Annotated in this window: 13 protein-coding genes; 8 read left to right on the forward strand and 5 right to left on the reverse strand. The window is 42.1% G+C overall.

The window, feature by feature from the left end; translation table 11 throughout:
* Positions 1 to 8: 8 nt before the first annotated feature.
* A complete protein-coding gene (locus DSL64_RS17105; protein WP_115832135.1) occupies positions 9 to 887 on the forward strand; it encodes an aldose 1-epimerase family protein in 879 nt (292 codons plus the stop codon).
* A 62-nt stretch (positions 888 to 949) separates the two neighbouring features.
* On the opposite strand, the gene DSL64_RS17110 is transcribed toward DSL64_RS17105, so the two are convergent.
* The gene (locus DSL64_RS17110) at positions 950 to 1,705 is read right to left on the reverse strand and encodes a response regulator transcription factor (RefSeq protein ID WP_115832136.1); all 756 of its coding nucleotides are present in this window, start codon (positions 1,703 to 1,705) and stop codon (positions 950 to 952) included.
* Between the two features lie 122 nt (positions 1,706 to 1,827).
* Here DSL64_RS17110 and DSL64_RS17115 point away from each other — a divergent pair, with 122 nt between their 5' ends.
* Together DSL64_RS17115 and DSL64_RS17120 are read left to right on the forward strand one after the other, a co-directional pair.
* Positions 1,828 to 2,394 carry a hypothetical protein gene (locus tag DSL64_RS17115; RefSeq protein ID WP_115832137.1) on the forward strand — a complete coding sequence of 189 codons (567 nt, stop codon included), beginning with the start codon at positions 1,828 to 1,830 and terminating at the stop codon, positions 2,392 to 2,394.
* Between the two features lie 94 nt (positions 2,395 to 2,488).
* Entirely contained in the window at positions 2,489 to 4,897 is a 2,409-nt protein-coding gene (locus tag DSL64_RS17120) for an ABC transporter permease (RefSeq protein WP_115832138.1), read from the forward strand.
* 69 nt (positions 4,898 to 4,966) lie between these two features.
* Here DSL64_RS17120 and trxA read toward each other — a convergent pair whose 3' ends face one another.
* The 3 genes from trxA to DSL64_RS17135 all read right to left on the reverse strand — a co-directional run bounded on the left by trxA (position 4,967) and on the right by DSL64_RS17135 (position 9,835).
* The gene (trxA, locus tag DSL64_RS17125) at positions 4,967 to 5,299 is read right to left on the reverse strand and encodes a thioredoxin (protein WP_115832139.1); all 333 of its coding nucleotides are present in this window, start codon (positions 5,297 to 5,299) and stop codon (positions 4,967 to 4,969) included.
* A gap of 128 nt (positions 5,300 to 5,427) precedes the next feature.
* A complete protein-coding gene (gene dnaE / locus DSL64_RS17130; RefSeq protein WP_115832140.1) occupies positions 5,428 to 9,078 on the reverse strand; it encodes a DNA polymerase III subunit alpha in 3,651 nt (1,216 codons plus the stop codon).
* Positions 9,079 to 9,166: 88 nt separating this feature from the next.
* Positions 9,167 to 9,835 (reverse strand): DUF2461 domain-containing protein, encoded by a 669-nt coding sequence (locus DSL64_RS17135; protein ID WP_115832141.1) that lies wholly within the window; start codon positions 9,833 to 9,835, stop codon positions 9,167 to 9,169.
* Positions 9,836 to 10,147: 312 nt separating this feature from the next.
* Here DSL64_RS17135 and trpS point away from each other — a divergent pair, with 312 nt between their 5' ends.
* From trpS to DSL64_RS17160, 5 genes are all read left to right on the forward strand, one after another.
* Positions 10,148 to 11,125 carry a tryptophan--tRNA ligase gene (trpS, locus tag DSL64_RS17140; RefSeq protein WP_115832142.1) on the forward strand — a complete coding sequence of 326 codons (978 nt, stop codon included), beginning with the start codon at positions 10,148 to 10,150 and terminating at the stop codon, positions 11,123 to 11,125.
* Positions 11,122 to 11,697 carry a phosphatase PAP2 family protein gene (locus DSL64_RS17145; RefSeq protein ID WP_115832143.1) on the forward strand — a complete coding sequence of 192 codons (576 nt, stop codon included), beginning with the start codon at positions 11,122 to 11,124 and terminating at the stop codon, positions 11,695 to 11,697. Before trpS ends, DSL64_RS17145 begins: the two co-directional genes overlap by 4 nt.
* Before the next feature lie 39 nt (positions 11,698 to 11,736).
* On the forward strand, positions 11,737 to 12,684 hold the full coding sequence (locus tag DSL64_RS17150) for a ribose-phosphate pyrophosphokinase (RefSeq protein WP_115832144.1): 948 nt from the start codon (positions 11,737 to 11,739) through the stop codon (positions 12,682 to 12,684).
* Between the two features lie 30 nt (positions 12,685 to 12,714).
* Positions 12,715 to 13,281: a 50S ribosomal protein L25/general stress protein Ctc gene (locus DSL64_RS17155; protein ID WP_115832145.1), complete on the forward strand. Its 567-nt coding sequence runs from the start codon at positions 12,715 to 12,717 to the stop codon at positions 13,279 to 13,281.
* 173 nt (positions 13,282 to 13,454) lie between these two features.
* A complete protein-coding gene (locus tag DSL64_RS17160; protein WP_115832146.1) occupies positions 13,455 to 13,949 on the forward strand; it encodes a DUF421 domain-containing protein in 495 nt (164 codons plus the stop codon).
* Here DSL64_RS17160 and DSL64_RS17165 read toward each other — a convergent pair.
* Positions 13,927 to 14,889 (reverse strand): 2-hydroxyacid dehydrogenase, encoded by a 963-nt coding sequence (locus DSL64_RS17165; RefSeq protein ID WP_115832147.1) that lies wholly within the window; start codon positions 14,887 to 14,889, stop codon positions 13,927 to 13,929. The genes DSL64_RS17160 and DSL64_RS17165 overlap by 23 nt on opposite strands.
* Positions 14,890 to 14,893: the final 4 nt, after the last annotated feature.

A 14,893-nucleotide genomic window follows, 5' to 3' on the forward strand; every position in this document is an offset into this window, starting at 1 on the left:
ATATAGTTGTGAAACACGAAATTAAAAACGGCAAACTGAGCATTGCAGTAAATGAAACGGGTGCTGAGTTATGCAATATTAAATCCGCTGCAACGGGAAAAGAGTTTATGTGGAGTGGCGATCCTGCCATATGGGGAAGCACCTCTCCTGTCCTTTTTCCGGCTATCGGTGCGGTCAAAAATGGCTTTGTCAAATACAAGGGAAGTGAATACAAGATTCCAAGACACGGTTTTGTAAGGAATAATACCAACGTTGAACTGGTTGGACAGACAGAGGAAAGTCTGAGTTTTGGACTAACTGATGACGAAGAATTACTTAAGATATACCCCTTCCCTTTCTCATTTCAGATTACTTATAAGCTGAAAGGGAACAAGATTGAAGTGAGCCACAAAATCACCAATCGCGGTACAGATGTAATGCTTTTTTCCCTTGGAGCCCACCCTGCCTTCAAATGTCCGATTAATGAACAGGAAGATTATGAAGACTATTATCTGGAATTTGAGCATCCAGAAACGGCTTCTACCTGGTTGCTGGCAAGTGACGGTCTTGTAGGTACAGATACTAAACAGATATTGGATCAAACAAATATACTGCCGCTAACCCACAGTCTTTTTGATAACGACGCACTGATTTTTAAAAATTTAAAATCCAGAAAAGTAGCGTTAAAAAGTAAAAATACTACTGAATCAGTGATTGTTACCTATCAGGATTTTAACTATCTGGGAATTTGGGCTAAACCTAATGGCGACTTTGTGTGTATCGAGCCCTGGCTTGGGATAGCGGATAGCGCAAATGCAAATCAGCAATTGGAAGACAAAGAGGGCATCCTGTCACTTCAGGCAGGTGGTACCTTTGAAGCATCATACACGATTGAGATTACAGAATAGTTTTCGTTTGAGAGCAGGCCGGCCACATGGCTGCCTGTTCTCAATCCTACTCTCCTTGATTATCAGGATATAATTCCCCTATCCAGGGCGCGTATAATTGCCTCCATAGCGTTGCCTGCATTGAGTTTTTCAAGTATGCGTTGCCGATGCGTATTTACGGTATGCACACTGATGGATAATAGGGCGGATATCTCCTTGCTCAACTTACCTTTTCGAATCATTTCCAGAATTTCATGCTCACGTAACGTCAGTTCTTTTATTGCCGGCTCTGCTTTGGGTAACAGATCGATAAGTTGCCCGGTATGACAATTAATCAACTGAAACCGCACACCCTGACCGAGCGATTGATTTGGAGATACATTTATAATTCCCAGAGATAAAGCTATATTTCCGCATTGATCCAGCTCCAGTACATGATGAGATTCAGTGACTTGAATATAATTTCCCCCATTATTTTTGATTCTGTACTCTGTAATCATTTTATAGTCCTTTCGGAAAGGAACAGGACGCTCCATCACATATTTCATTGCCAGAGCTCCGTTTTTTGCCAGTATGCGCAAGTCTGCCGGGTGAACGCGTGAATCAAAAACTGAATTAGATACATCTCCCTCGTTTATTCCTTCAAAACCAAATACCTTATAAAATGACGAGGATGTATAAACATGGACACCTCTGTTCATGTCATAAATGGTGATACCACTATTGCTGAGTTCTGCCAGCGCGTTCACGAGTAACAGTTGATTTGCACCCACATTGGTTTCCCTCATGTAAGAATGGACGTGCATATGAGGTAATGATAAATCAGTATTTCTTTCCATGCTCCTGTAGTTGTTTTTTGCAAAAGTTTTGATTGACCACCGTTCGCATCAGGTGGCGTAATGGCATGACAACCTAAACCAAGTTTACCTTAAAACTTAGGAGAAATAAAACAGCTACATCCATGAATTATTTTGTAGTACAGAATGCAGATATAGATATCGGACATACCGTCGCCATCGACCTGGCGCGGCAAAAGAAGAACTTAATTCTCATAGGCAACGACAAAACACGGTTGGAGGAGCTTAAAATCCAGATCAGATCTGGTTATTCAATTTACGTGCATTGCCTTGTGATGTTGGATAACAGTATAGATGCCGTTGTAAGATTATGCGAAGCTATTAACGACCTATATTTTGTTGAAGGTCTGATTAATATTGTGATATGTGATGATACTACAAACCTAGATGATTGTAGTATAAATGAATTAAGCAGCCGTCTGACAACGGAATTACTTCTGCCTGCTTTCATGCTTCATCAGCTTTTTCCCAATCTGATGCTATGCGCTGATGCCGTGTGGAGCAGGATCATTTGTAATAAAAATCAGATTCCGATTGTGTCGGCTGCTTACCGTATATCTCAAACAGGCGATTTGTCCAAAATAGAAAGGGAGTTTTGTGTCGGGTCTGTCGTGGTCAGCAGCGAACAGAAGTGTTCGTTAGCGGACAATTTGTTTTACATAAATATCTGATAGTGAGAAAGAAATAAAGGTGGCATACCTTTTACACGGAAATCTGTTACAGGTCAAGTATGTTCGTAATTATTTAGGATAAAGTAGAAGTGTTATGATCAAAAATTACTTCAAAATAGCATGGCGCAATCTCATGCGAAATCGCCTTTATGCACTACTTAACATTGCCGGCTTATCTATCGGACTGGCGTGCGCACTGATTGTTTTCTGGTTCATACGCTTTCAGACAACTCACGATCATTTTCATAAAAACATAGACCGGATATATCAGGTCACAACAGAATTTCATTTTGACGGTGTAGGTTATTCACGCGGTGTGCCTACTCCGATGTGGAAGGCCATACGTACTGAAATGCCATCCTATACTTCAACCATGTGTATAGAAAGTTATGACCCTTTTCTATCCATATTTGATAACAATGGTAAGCCTGTCAAGAAGTTTAAGGAAGAAGGGCCCGTTCTTGCTTATGTTCATCCTGAATACTTTTCGATTTTTGACGTGAACTGGCGGGTCGGCAATCCGGAAAAGTCACTTGGCAAACCTAATACTGTTGTGATTAGTGAGGCAATGGCGGCGAAATACTTTGGTAATGAAAATCCGATTGGTAAAGTACTTAAGCTCTCCAACCAGCTGGATCTGGAAGTGACAGGAATTGTGGATAATCCGGCGGATAACACCGATCTTCCCTATGAACTGTTTGTATCTTTCTCGACCCTGACTGCAAATCCGAAGTATCAGTATGGCGGTAGCGGACTCGAACACTGGGGAGGTGTAAACTCCAGTACCTATTGCTTCGTATTACTACCTGAAAAAGTAAAGTTGAGTACTGCCAACAAACAGATGGCGGCATTAAATAAAAAGTATCATGGCAGTGATCATAAGTCGTATGTTCACAACCTGATCCCGTACAAGGATATGCACCATTCTATTCCATATTATGGCGCTATGCCAATGAAATGGATATGGATTATGAGTGCAATAGGAATTTTCCTCATTGTAACTGCCTGCTTCAACTTCATCAATATGGCAACTGCCCAGGCACTTCGCAGGTCCAAGGAGGTGGGAGTTCGCAAGGCTGTTGGAGGTACGAAGGGGCAGGTATTTATACAGTTTCTTCTGGAAACGGCGCTGATTACTTTTACGGCCATGACGGTTGGTTTTATTCTGGCTTCATTCATTCTTCCTCATATTACGGAATGGCTCGATCGCCCCGGCTCCTGGCCTAAGACTGTTATTTGGAGCGATCCTTTACTTTGGACATTTTTAGCTTCTCTTTTTGTAATCGTTGTGTTGCTGGCCGGTACTTATCCCGGTACAATTCTGGCAGGATTCCGGCCGGTACTGGCTTTGAAAGGGAATGTTACTACAAGAAACATTGGCGGCATATCTTTGCGAAGAGGGCTTATTGTGTTTCAGTTCGTGCTGATTCAACTTCTGGTAATTTGTACATTGGTGGTAAATAACCAGGTTGATTTCATGTTGTCGAGCTCAGTAGGATATGAAACCAAGGGTATTGCCAGCATACAGATTCCAACACCGGACAAAATCAATCAATCCACTTTCAGACAGAGACTTCTGGAGATTCCGGGTATCTCCGAGGTGTCATTCTGTATGTTTTTGCCCACTACAACCTCCAACAATACCAGTAACGTCAAGTTTGACACACGGCAAAAGGATGAGATCTGGTCTATCAATACCAAAACTGCGGATAACAATTACGTGAAAACATTCGGACTTACTTTGCTTGCTGGTCAGAACATTCCGTTGAGCGATACCGTACGCGGTTACATGGTCAATGAAAAAGTAGTTGAAAAACTAGGATACCGGGATCCCAATGAAGTGATTGGTAAGAACCTTAAAATATGGGACGTAAGTGCACCTATTACAGGCGTTCTCAAAAACTGGAACAACACATCATTTCAAAATGGAATCGATCCTATAGCGATATTTACCAATAACAATAGTAATTACCGCTGCGCCATTCAGCTGAAATCAACAAATCTCCATGCAACGATGAAGCGTGTTGAACAGCTCTGGAGTGAATACTTTCCGGATTATCTGTATGAGCAAACATTCATGGATGAGCAGATTGCTAAAAGTTATGAACTTGAAAACCTGATGCTCAAACTGATACGGGTTTTCTCTCTGATTTCTATTTTTATAGGTTGCCTGGGATTGTATGGTTTGGTTAAGTTCATGGCTTCTCAAAAAACGAAAGAGATTGGTGTGCGTAAAGTTTTGGGAGCCAGTCTGGGAAGTATTCTTGGAATATTCGGAAAAGAAATTGCTTTACTGATCGTTATAGCCTTTGCGCTGGCCGCTCCATTGGGCTGGTACGTGATGCACGCATGGTTACAGGATTATGAGTACCGCATCCCAATTGGCGCTGATATCATGACTATCGCCATTCTGATCACTTTTATAGTGGCCGCCGTTACAGCAGGTTATGAGTCATTAAAAGCGGCATTAACTGATCCGGTAAAATCGCTGAGATCGGAGTAATACGGAGGCTGAAATGCAAAAAGGAGCTCATCTGAGCTCCTTTTATTATATATTGCTAGAAAATGCTGATTATACAGCAGCTTCTATTTGTGCGTTCAATTTATCTTCCAAAGTAGTTTTTGGTACTACACCAACTACTTTATCAACTAACTGACCTCCTTTAAAGATCATCAACGTTGGGATACTACGGATACCAAACTTAGCTGGTACAGAAGAATTCATATCCACATCCATTTTGCCAATTACAGCTTTGCCTTCATATTCGCCAGCCAATTGTTCAACAACTGGTCCGATCATTTTACAAGGCCCGCACCATTCTGCCCAAAAATCAACAAGTACTGGTTTATCACTTTGGATCAATTCTTCAAAGGTGCTATCGGTAATTTCGAGTGCTTTTCCCATTTCAAATTTTGTCTAGTTTTTTATTAATCTGATTGGATAATCAATATGAGTTATTAAAAGTTCCGTGCCAATTCAGGTGGCTGGATTAAAATGTCACTCCTGTTTTCAGTAATGATATGAAACAGTATTTAATTCAGAAAGAATTTGACTCCTTCCATCCTGTTTAAAGCTGCAAAGAACTCGTTGGAGGGAGCAACGCGATAAGCACGTGACAACATTTCCACTTCCAGCCTTGTTTCAGGATCGGTTACTGTCATGTTGACAGAGCAACCTCCCGGATTTGCCCCGAAAGTCTCGTTAAGAATCATGATGGATTTTTCATCAATGAAATCCAGAGGCAGATTGATCCTGATTTTCTTACACATTTTCTCTCTTATTTCTGTTAAAAGCTGAATATTCGATATTTTAAACTCAAACTGATCTTCCTGTTTCCAGCGGTTCTGAATTTTTCCTTTGATATGAAGAAATTGACCGATTTGGAGATAATTCCTGTACCTTACACAATCCTCACCTCCAAGCAGCATTTCGATGGAACCTTTGTAATCCTCCACTTTGAAAATCATAAAAGGGCTTCCGTTTTTAGACATTCGCTCTATTACACTGGTAACGATACCACCGATTGTAACTTCTTTGTCAAAATGTTTGGGCCTCCTTTCTCCTTCTGAAATAATCATAACCTCGTCGGCAGTGCAGGTACAAAAATTGTCAAGCTCAATACGAAATGTATCCAGGGGATGTCCGGATATGTAGAATCCTACCACGTCCTTTTCATATCTAAGCCTTTCCAGATCTCCCCATGATTCAATATCCGCAGCCTTAGGCTTGCTCATCAGCATGTCATTTCCTCCGAATGCTCCGAATAGTGAAGCCTGAGCAGACGCTTTCTCTGCGTGGTAATTATTGGCGTAACGGATAAGGCGTTCTATAAATGTGCCGTTCTCACCTTGTTCCGTGGCAAAATATTGAGCCCGGTGGTACTCAGGAAAACAGTCAAATCCACCCGCGTAAGCGAGACTTTCTATGGTTTTCTTATTCACTGTGCGCAGATTTACCCTGATTATAAAATCGAATATATCTTTAAAAGCGCCGCCAGTGTTCCTTTCTTCAATAATGGCTTCCACAGCCGCATCACCGCTGCCTTTCACACCAGCCAGCCCAAAACGTATCTCACCTTTCCCGTTGGCATTGAACTGCCGGTCTGATTCATTCACGTCCGGCCCCAAAACTTTAAGTCCCTGGGCTTTACACTCCTCCATGAAGAAGGTGATCTTTTCAATGTTACCAAGGGAGCTGGTCAATACCGCAGACATATATTCTGCAGTATAATGCGCTTTCAGATAAGCTGTCTGATAAGCTACAAAAGCGTAGCAGGTAGAGTGCGATTTGTTAAAGGCATAGGAGGCAAAAGCTTCCCAGTCAGTCCAGATCTTTTCAAGTTTCTTAAGGTCAAGTCCTTTTTCTCCCCCACCTTTCATGAAATCGCCTTTCATTTTATTCAGCGTTTCAATCTGCTTTTTCCCCATCGCCTTTCTCAGCGTATCGGCCTGGCCTTTTGTAAAGCCTGCTAACTTCTGAGATAAAAGCATTACCTGCTCCTGATATACGGTGATTCCATAAGTATCAGCCAGATATTCTTCAAGTTCGGGTAAGTCGTATGTCGTTTCTTCCAATCCATTTTTTCGTCGGATAAAGCTTGGAATGTACGCAATCGGTCCGGGACGATACAAGGCATTCATGGCAATAAGGTGTTCGAAACGATCCGGTATCAGATCACGCATGTGTTTCTTCATACCGTCAGATTCAAACTGGAAAATCGCGTTGGTCTCTCCACGCTGGAACAGCTCAAAAACCTTAGTGTCATCAAGTGGTATATCGTCAATCACAATGTCTACATTATGATTCTGCTTGATGAGTCGCAAGGCTTCCTTGATAATCGTGAGATTTCGCAGCCCCAAAAAGTCCATTTTAATTACGCCCGCATCTTCAATGATTTTACCCTGATATTGGGTAATCAGAAAGTCGGAGTCTTTGGATGTACTTACCGGAATAATCTCTGTAAGATCGCTCGGCGCGATGATAATACCAGCAGCATGAATACCTGTATTCCTCACTGTTCCTTCCAGACGACGCGCTTCCTGTAAAACGCTTGCCTGCAAGTCGGTACCTGAGATAATCGCGCGCATCTTCTTTACATTATCCAATTCTTCGGGAGCGATGCCCTCTTTTTTGAGAAGGCTTCCCTCTCCTTCCAAAGGAGCTGTAAATATGCGGTTAAGCGTCATATTATAAGCCGGCTTATCCGGAACAAGCTTAGCCAGCATGTTCGCATCCTGCAAAGGCAGATCCATTACCCTGGCTACATCTTTGATGGCTGATTTTGCCGCCATCGTACCGTATGTTACAATTTGAGCAACCTGGTTATAGCCGTATTTTTTAACTACATAGTCAATTACTTTTTGCCGGCCTTCATCATCAAAGTCCGTATCAATATCGGGAAGTGAAATACGGTCAGGATTCAGGAAACGCTCAAAAAGCAGATCGTATTTAATAGGATCTATGTTGGTGATTCCCGTGCAATAAGCAACTACAGAACCTGCAGCCGATCCACGACCCGGACCTATGAATACACCCATTTTCCGGCCTGCATCAATAAAGTCAGCCACGATAAGGAAGTAACCGGGAAAACCCATGTTCCGTATCGTATCAAGCTCAAAGTTTAAGCGGTCTTCAATCTCGGCGGTAATCGTACCATATTTAAACTTGGCTCCTACAAATGTCAGGTGTTTCAGATATTCCCACTGATTAAGTACATCGGCGGTTAATTCTTTCTTCCCTACCATCTCCGAGAGCGTATGCGTCTTAAACTCGTCTGGTATCGGGAAGTTGGGAAGCAGAATATCCTTGTTTAGATTCAGGGTTTTAATCTTGTCAACGATCTCGTTGGTATTGTCAAGCGACTCCGGCAGGTCATTGAAGAGCTGCAACATTTCGCTGGTGTTCTTAAAGTAGAACTGATCGTTAAAAAAGGCGAAACGTGACCCTTTCGGAATCCCCTTTTCATCATCAAAATCTTTGGCGGAAGGTGTACTCTGCTTGTCGCCGGTGTTGATACAGAGCAGAATATCGTGTGCGTTCCAATCTTCCTGATCTACATAATGGGAATCGTTGGAAGCAATAATCTTTACGTTATACTTTCTTGCAAAACGGATAAGGACCTCGTTCACAATATACTGATCGCGGATTTCGTGGCGTTGTAGCTCCACATAAAAATCATCCCCGAACAAATCCAGCCACCAGCGAAACTCTTTTTCCGCCTCTTCTTCCCCTTTGCGAATAATGGTTTTAGGAATGATGGCTCCTATACAACAAGTCGTAGCGATTAATCCCTGATGGTATTTTACAATAAGCTCCTTGTCAATTCTGGGGTATTTACCATACATCCCTTCAATGAATCCCAGAGAACACATTTTTACCAAATTCTTATAGCCAATCTCATCCTTGGCAAGCAACAACTGGTGATGTCTTACGTCTTTTTTATCCTTGGTAAATTGCCTGATGTGACGGTCTTCCACGACATAAAATTCGCAGCCCACAATCGGTTTAATTCCCTGTTTATTTCCCTCAGCTACAAATTCAAACACACCGAACATGTTTCCATGATCGGTGATCGCCACCGCAGGCATGTTATCAGCCTTTGCTTTCTTAAAAAGTTTTTTGATATCGGCAGCACCATCCAGCAGCGAAAACTGCGTATGGCAATGTAAATGAGAGAATTGCATTATATCTTGTTTTATTTATTTACCACAAAAGTGGCGTAATGTGGTTCATCAGTATACTTATCCGCTTCCCGCAGAAGGCTGGCTACAACTATTCCTCTGTATGGTCCAGTATATAATTCATATAGTCGCAATAAGGTTTCAGTAATCTGATTCCTTTCATGACTTCTTCAGCAAAGTCTTTCGATATGACTTCTTTATCTGAATAAGCGTGCATAAAGAACATTTGCTTTCTTTTGAGCAGATCAAGCTCTGGATGGTCCTTGGCAAATCCCTTCGGAGCAGTCTTTAACGATTCTCCCTGAATTTCCGGAAAATACGCTTTGAAATCCTTCACTTCGATAATGTCTTTCAATTCCTGTGCGTTGTAGTCGATTTCCTGGCGGTACCTTGCCAGTTGCTCCGTAGTTGGCGACCACATTCCACCTCCCAGAAATGAATGTCCGTTGGGCTGAATATGTAAATAATAGTCAATCTTACCTGAACTGCGCCCTCCTGCCCCTATTGCTATGGCGAGATTGCTCTTATATGGCTCCTTATTCTTTGAAAAGCGGATGTCTCTGTTAATACGAAAAATGCAATCTTTAACCTGCAGATTGCCTAAATCCTGAAATGTATGCACCTCCCTGATCAGGTGGGCAGTCAGCTTTTCTACATCGGCTTTGGCATCGTCGTATCGTTTTCGGTTTTCCTGAAACCATTCTCTGTTATTATTGGCAACAAGGTCTTTAAGAAATTGCAGTGTTTTTGCCTGAAGCATATAAAACTAGTTTTATCTGGTACTTGAATTTGTCTGGAGATTTTTAAATATCCGGGTGATACTTGCTCAAATTTGAGGGCGAGGTGCTATATATTTTCAAATTTACTATCATTTTTTGATTCAATTTAACGAATTTTGGCAATTGAAAAAACATAAATTCCTTGTTAACTGATAATCAGCGCCGGTCGTATCGTGAGATCTTTGAGCTAAACATCTGACCGATCGGATCATCTGAATATCTTTGTAACTTTTTCAATCAAAAAGCTTTCTGTAGCGTATTACAAAGTTTCTTTATATAATTATTTATAGTTAATGGCCAGAATCCTAACTGGAATTCAAAGTAGTGGACGTCCTCATTTGGGTAATATCCTGGGTGCAATACTTCCTGCTATTGAGCTTTCCAAAAATCCGCAGAACGAATCATTTTTCTTTATCGCTGATCTGCATTCACTTACGTCGTTGAAAGACGGGGTTCAACGTGCAGAATACGTGAGAGCCATCGCTTCAACCTGGCTTGCTTTCGGATTTGATTTTAGACAAAATACGTTCTGGAGACAATCTAGGGTTCAGGAACATACTGAGCTGGCATGGTATCTGAGTTGCTTCACGCCTTTTCCGATGCTCGCCAATGCAACTTCATTCAAAGAGAAATCGGAGAAACTGGCTGATGTAAATGCAGGTTTGTTTACTTATCCCGTATTGCAGGCTGCTGATATTTTGCTTTACGATGCAAACATAATTCCGGTTGGTAAGGATCAGAAGCAACATCTGGAAATGACGAAGGACATTGCAAGCCGGTTTAACCAACTAGCCGGAGAAGATATTCTGGTGTTACCAGAGCCAAAGATTGATGAACGGATCATGACGATACCGGGCATTGATGGTCAGAAGATGAGCAAGTCTTATCATAATTACATTGACATTTTCCTTCCGGAGAATGAACTGAAAAAGATTACTAAAAAGATATTGTCGGACTCAAAAGGGCTTGATGATCCTAAGGATCCTGACGGTGATATCACCTTCAAACTGTATTCTCTGGTAGCCAGTGATGATGAAATAGCAGCAATGCGCAGCAATTACGTGAATGGTGGATATGGCTACGGACATGCCAAGCAGGCGCTCTACGAATGCATTCTGCAGAAGTTTGAGGAGCCGCGCCGCATTTTTAACTATTACATGGAAAACAATGACGAGCTGGAGAAAATCCTTACCGAAGGTGAAGAAAAAGCGAGGCAGATAGCCCGCCATACAATAGGTAAGGTCAGAAGCGTGTTAGGATTCAGCTCATGAGCGAAAGTATAACGTCACTCATTCAGCATGATCAGCAATTGTTTCTCTGGCTGAATGGAATGCATTCGCCCTGGGCCGACCAGCTGATGTATTGGGTGACTTATAAGTATACCTGGATACCGCTTTATATACTTTTGATCTCGTTGACAATAAAGGCAGAAGGGAAAAAAAGTATTGCCATTGTAGTAACGGTAATCGTAGCTGTAGTGATTGCGGATAAGATTACCTCGGGAATTATGAAGCCTTATTTTGCCCGGTTCAGGCCTTGTCATGAGCCGCTTCTTGCAGGGCTCGTTCATGAAGTGGCGGGATGCGGCGGACAGTTTGGGTTCGCATCTTCGCATGCTTCCACAAGTTTTGCACTGGCAACTGTCTGGTTTAGTTTACTTTACCGAAAGGTTAATTTTATGTGGCTGGTGTTGCTGTGGGCGTGTTTTTATTCCTACAGTCGTGTGTATGTCGGGGTACACTATCCGGGAGATATTTTCGTAGGTGCTCTTGTCGGAGTAGTTACCGGTTTAGGTAGTATTCGTCTCTACTACATTTTTTTAGAGAAATATTATCGTAATTAATTGATTTTTATTTAATTTTGCGCAAATTTTTAGTTAGCCATGGGCTCATTTAACACAGTTAAAATTTTTTCAGGAAGTCAATCAGAATATTTGGCGAAAGACATAGCCAGATATTATGGTAAAGAACTTGGCGGGTACAATCTGCGTAAGTTTAGCGATGGTGAATTGTCTCCGAGTTTTGAGGAGTCAGTGAGGGGTTGTGATGTATTTTTAATTCAGTCTACATTCCCGCCAACGGACAATCTGATGGAGTTACTGCTGATGGTAGATGCAGCAAGACGTGCATCTGCTCATTATGTAACTGTGGTAATTCCTTATTTTGGTTACGCCCGTCAGGATAGAAAAGATAAACCACGCGTGGCTATCGCTGCAAAGGTGGTTGCAAATCTGCTCACTTCTGTAGGTGTGGATCGCCTGGTAACGTTAGATCTTCATGCAGGACAAATCCAGGGCTTCTTCGATTTCCCTGTAGATCACCTGGAAGGTACTTCTATTTTCGTTCCTTATATCAAATCATTAGGCCTTAAAAATCTGCTGATCGCTTCGCCAGATATGGGTGGTGCGGCACGTGCAAGAAACTTTGCGAAGTTTTTGAACGTTGATATGATACTTTGCGATAAACATCGTAAAAGAGCCAATGAGATTGCAAGTATGCAAGTGATTGGTGATGTGGAAGGAATGGATGTTGTGCTTGTGGATGACCTGATTGATACCGGAGGTACGCTTTGCAAAGCTGCAGAGATTATCCTCGACAAAGGTGCCAATTCTGTGCGTGCGATCAGTACACACGCAATTATGTCAGGAAAAGCACATGAAAATATTGCCAATTCAGTTTTAGAGGAATTGATCATTACAGATACGATTCCGTTGAAACAGCAAAACGATAAAATCCGCGTACTTACGGTTGCAGAGATTTTTGCAAAAGCCATAGGTCGGATTCGTGATCATGAGTCTATTAGTTCATTATTTATAAATCACAATCAATAATTTTTTTTAATTTTCTAATTTTTTTATTCTATGAAAGCACTTGAGATTGTAGGGTTTAAAAGAGCGAATCTCGGTAAGGTACAATCCCAGGAACTTCGCTCACAAGGTTATGTTCCGTCTGTACTTTATGGAGGAAGCGAGCAGGTTCATTTTTATGCACCAGCTATGTTGTTCCGTGAATTGCTTTTCACACCGGATATTTATAATGTTACCTTGAACATCGAGGGAACAATATACAATGCCATCCTTCAGGAAAAACAGTTTCACCCTGTAAACGATTCTCTTATCCACGCTGACTTTTTACAAATCATCGACGGAAAAGAAATTAAGGTTGACGTACCTGTAAAACTTACCGGAGCATCTGCGGGAGTTATGAAAGGTGGTAAAATGAATCAAAAATTGCGTAAATTGCGTGTTCAAGGTTTAGCTGAGAACATTCCTGACTACGTTAACGTTGATGTAACTGAACTTGATTTAGGAAAATCAGTGAAGGTTGGTGCTGTTAAAGCTGAAAATTTTGTTATCTTGACAGCCGCAAGCAACCCAATCGCTTCAGTTGAAATCCCACGTGCACTTCGCGGTACACTTGGCAAATAATAAGTATTTTATTTTTCATGGCTAATAGATGCAAATGTGCCGACCTTTGGTCGGCATTTTTGTTTATATACACCGCCTGATGCCAGGTAGCTGTTGGCAATTATCTATAAGCTGCCAGGTTCGTAAGTGAATGATCAGTAGTGCGTTATAAAACTGAATAATAGCTATTACTTATGGATAAAATATACAGTTTACATCTGCAGGAAATGTTCGTTCCCAGCCTATCCCTGTTAGAAGTATTTATAAGGGGAACAATCACCTATTGGATTATCTATTTGTTTCTCCGTGTTTTCAGAAGGGGGACCGGCCAGCTTAGCATCAGCGACTTGCTGTTGATAACGATGATTTCAGATGCAGCACAAAACGCTATGGCAGGTACATATAATTCCATCACCGAGGGTGCAGTCCTGATCGGAACACTTGTTTTCTGGGATTACGCGATTGATTGGATGGGGTACAAAAAGATTTTGTTTGGCAAACTCAGCCGCCCCGCTCCTATTCTTCTGATCAGGAACGGCCGACTGCATCACGCCAATATGGAGAAAGAGTTAATGGATCTGACCGAACTTCAGGGCTTACTCAGGGAAAATGGTGTTGACGATTATCGCAAAGTAAAAACCTGTTATCTGGAATCTACCGGCAACATCAGTGTTGTTCTGCTTGAGTAGGGAATTTCCCTTCACTTATCCAGCTTTTGATCTGGCGGACTAATACTTCGTTGATCCGGTTATAACTCTCATGCGTCCAGCCACCAATGTGAGGAGTCAGTACTACATTGTCCTGCGCTTTGATATAATCAAATGCCACTTGTTGTTCTCCTGTAAGCTTTGCAAGCTTTTCATTCTCCAAAACATCAAGGCATGCACCTTTTATCTTTCCCGATTGCAGTCCGGAAGCGACAGATGACAAATGGGCAGTCTCTCCACGAGACAGATTCATCAGGTAAAACGGCTTTTTAAAACCTTCTACAAAATCATCATCCACAAGGAATTTGGTTTCATTTGTCAATGGGATATGAAGACTAACGATGTCGGCTTCCTGCATAATTTGCTCAACTGAACTTTCCTGGGCAAACTGATCTCCGTAATTGTCACGGTACTTATCATACGCCAACACCTTACAGCCAAAGCCACTCAGTCTGCGTGCAGTGGCACCTCCGTTGTTGCCATAGCCGATCAATCCCACGGTTTTATTCATCAGCTCTACACCGCGATTTCCTTCTCTGTCCCACACAGCCGTACGCACTTGGCGATCGGCGCGGAGAATGTTGTTAAATAATGCAAGTAACATACCCAACGCATGTTCAGCCACCGCATCCCTGTTGCCTTCGCCGGCATGAAATACTTCAATATTGAACTCGGCTGCTGCTTCGAGGTCTATCAGGTCGAGACCGGCTCCCGCACGTCCGATAAATTTCAGATTGGTTGCCGCGTTTAAAACTTCTCGGTTTACAGTCGTTTTACTGCGTATAATGAGCCCGTCGTATGCGGGCAATGTATTAAGTATATCTTCTCTTTTGTACTCAGGATGGTAAGAATATGCCCAGCCCTGCTCTTCAAACATGGTAAAAAGAGAGGGGTGCATGGAGTCTGCTATCAGGATTTTCATATGA

This window comes from Dyadobacter luteus (assembly GCF_003383615.1).
Classification (GTDB): Bacteria; Bacteroidota; Bacteroidia; order Cytophagales; family Spirosomataceae; genus Dyadobacter; species Dyadobacter luteus.

Coding starts and splice junctions, on each gene's coding strand:
- DSL64_RS17110 (WP_115832136.1), bottom strand. CDS start 1,705: ATGGAAAGAAATACTGATTTATCATTACCTCATATGCACGTCCATTCT.
- DSL64_RS17115 (WP_115832137.1), top strand. CDS start 1,828: ATGAATTATTTTGTAGTACAGAATGCAGATATAGATATCGGACATACC.
- DSL64_RS17120 (WP_115832138.1), top strand. CDS start 2,489: ATGATCAAAAATTACTTCAAAATAGCATGGCGCAATCTCATGCGAAAT.
- trxA (WP_115832139.1), bottom strand. CDS start 5,299: ATGGGAAAAGCACTCGAAATTACCGATAGCACCTTTGAAGAATTGATC.
- dnaE (WP_115832140.1), bottom strand. CDS start 9,078: ATGCAATTCTCTCATTTACATTGCCATACGCAGTTTTCGCTGCTGGAT.
- DSL64_RS17135 (WP_115832141.1), bottom strand. CDS start 9,835: ATGCTTCAGGCAAAAACACTGCAATTTCTTAAAGACCTTGTTGCCAAT.
- trpS (WP_115832142.1), top strand. CDS start 10,148: ATGGCCAGAATCCTAACTGGAATTCAAAGTAGTGGACGTCCTCATTTG.
- DSL64_RS17145 (WP_115832143.1), top strand. CDS start 11,122: ATGAGCGAAAGTATAACGTCACTCATTCAGCATGATCAGCAATTGTTT.
- DSL64_RS17150 (WP_115832144.1), top strand. CDS start 11,737: ATGGGCTCATTTAACACAGTTAAAATTTTTTCAGGAAGTCAATCAGAA.
- DSL64_RS17155 (WP_115832145.1), top strand. CDS start 12,715: ATGAAAGCACTTGAGATTGTAGGGTTTAAAAGAGCGAATCTCGGTAAG.
- DSL64_RS17160 (WP_115832146.1), top strand. CDS start 13,455: ATGGATAAAATATACAGTTTACATCTGCAGGAAATGTTCGTTCCCAGC.
- DSL64_RS17165 (WP_115832147.1), bottom strand. CDS start 14,889: ATGAAAATCCTGATAGCAGACTCCATGCACCCCTCTCTTTTTACCATG.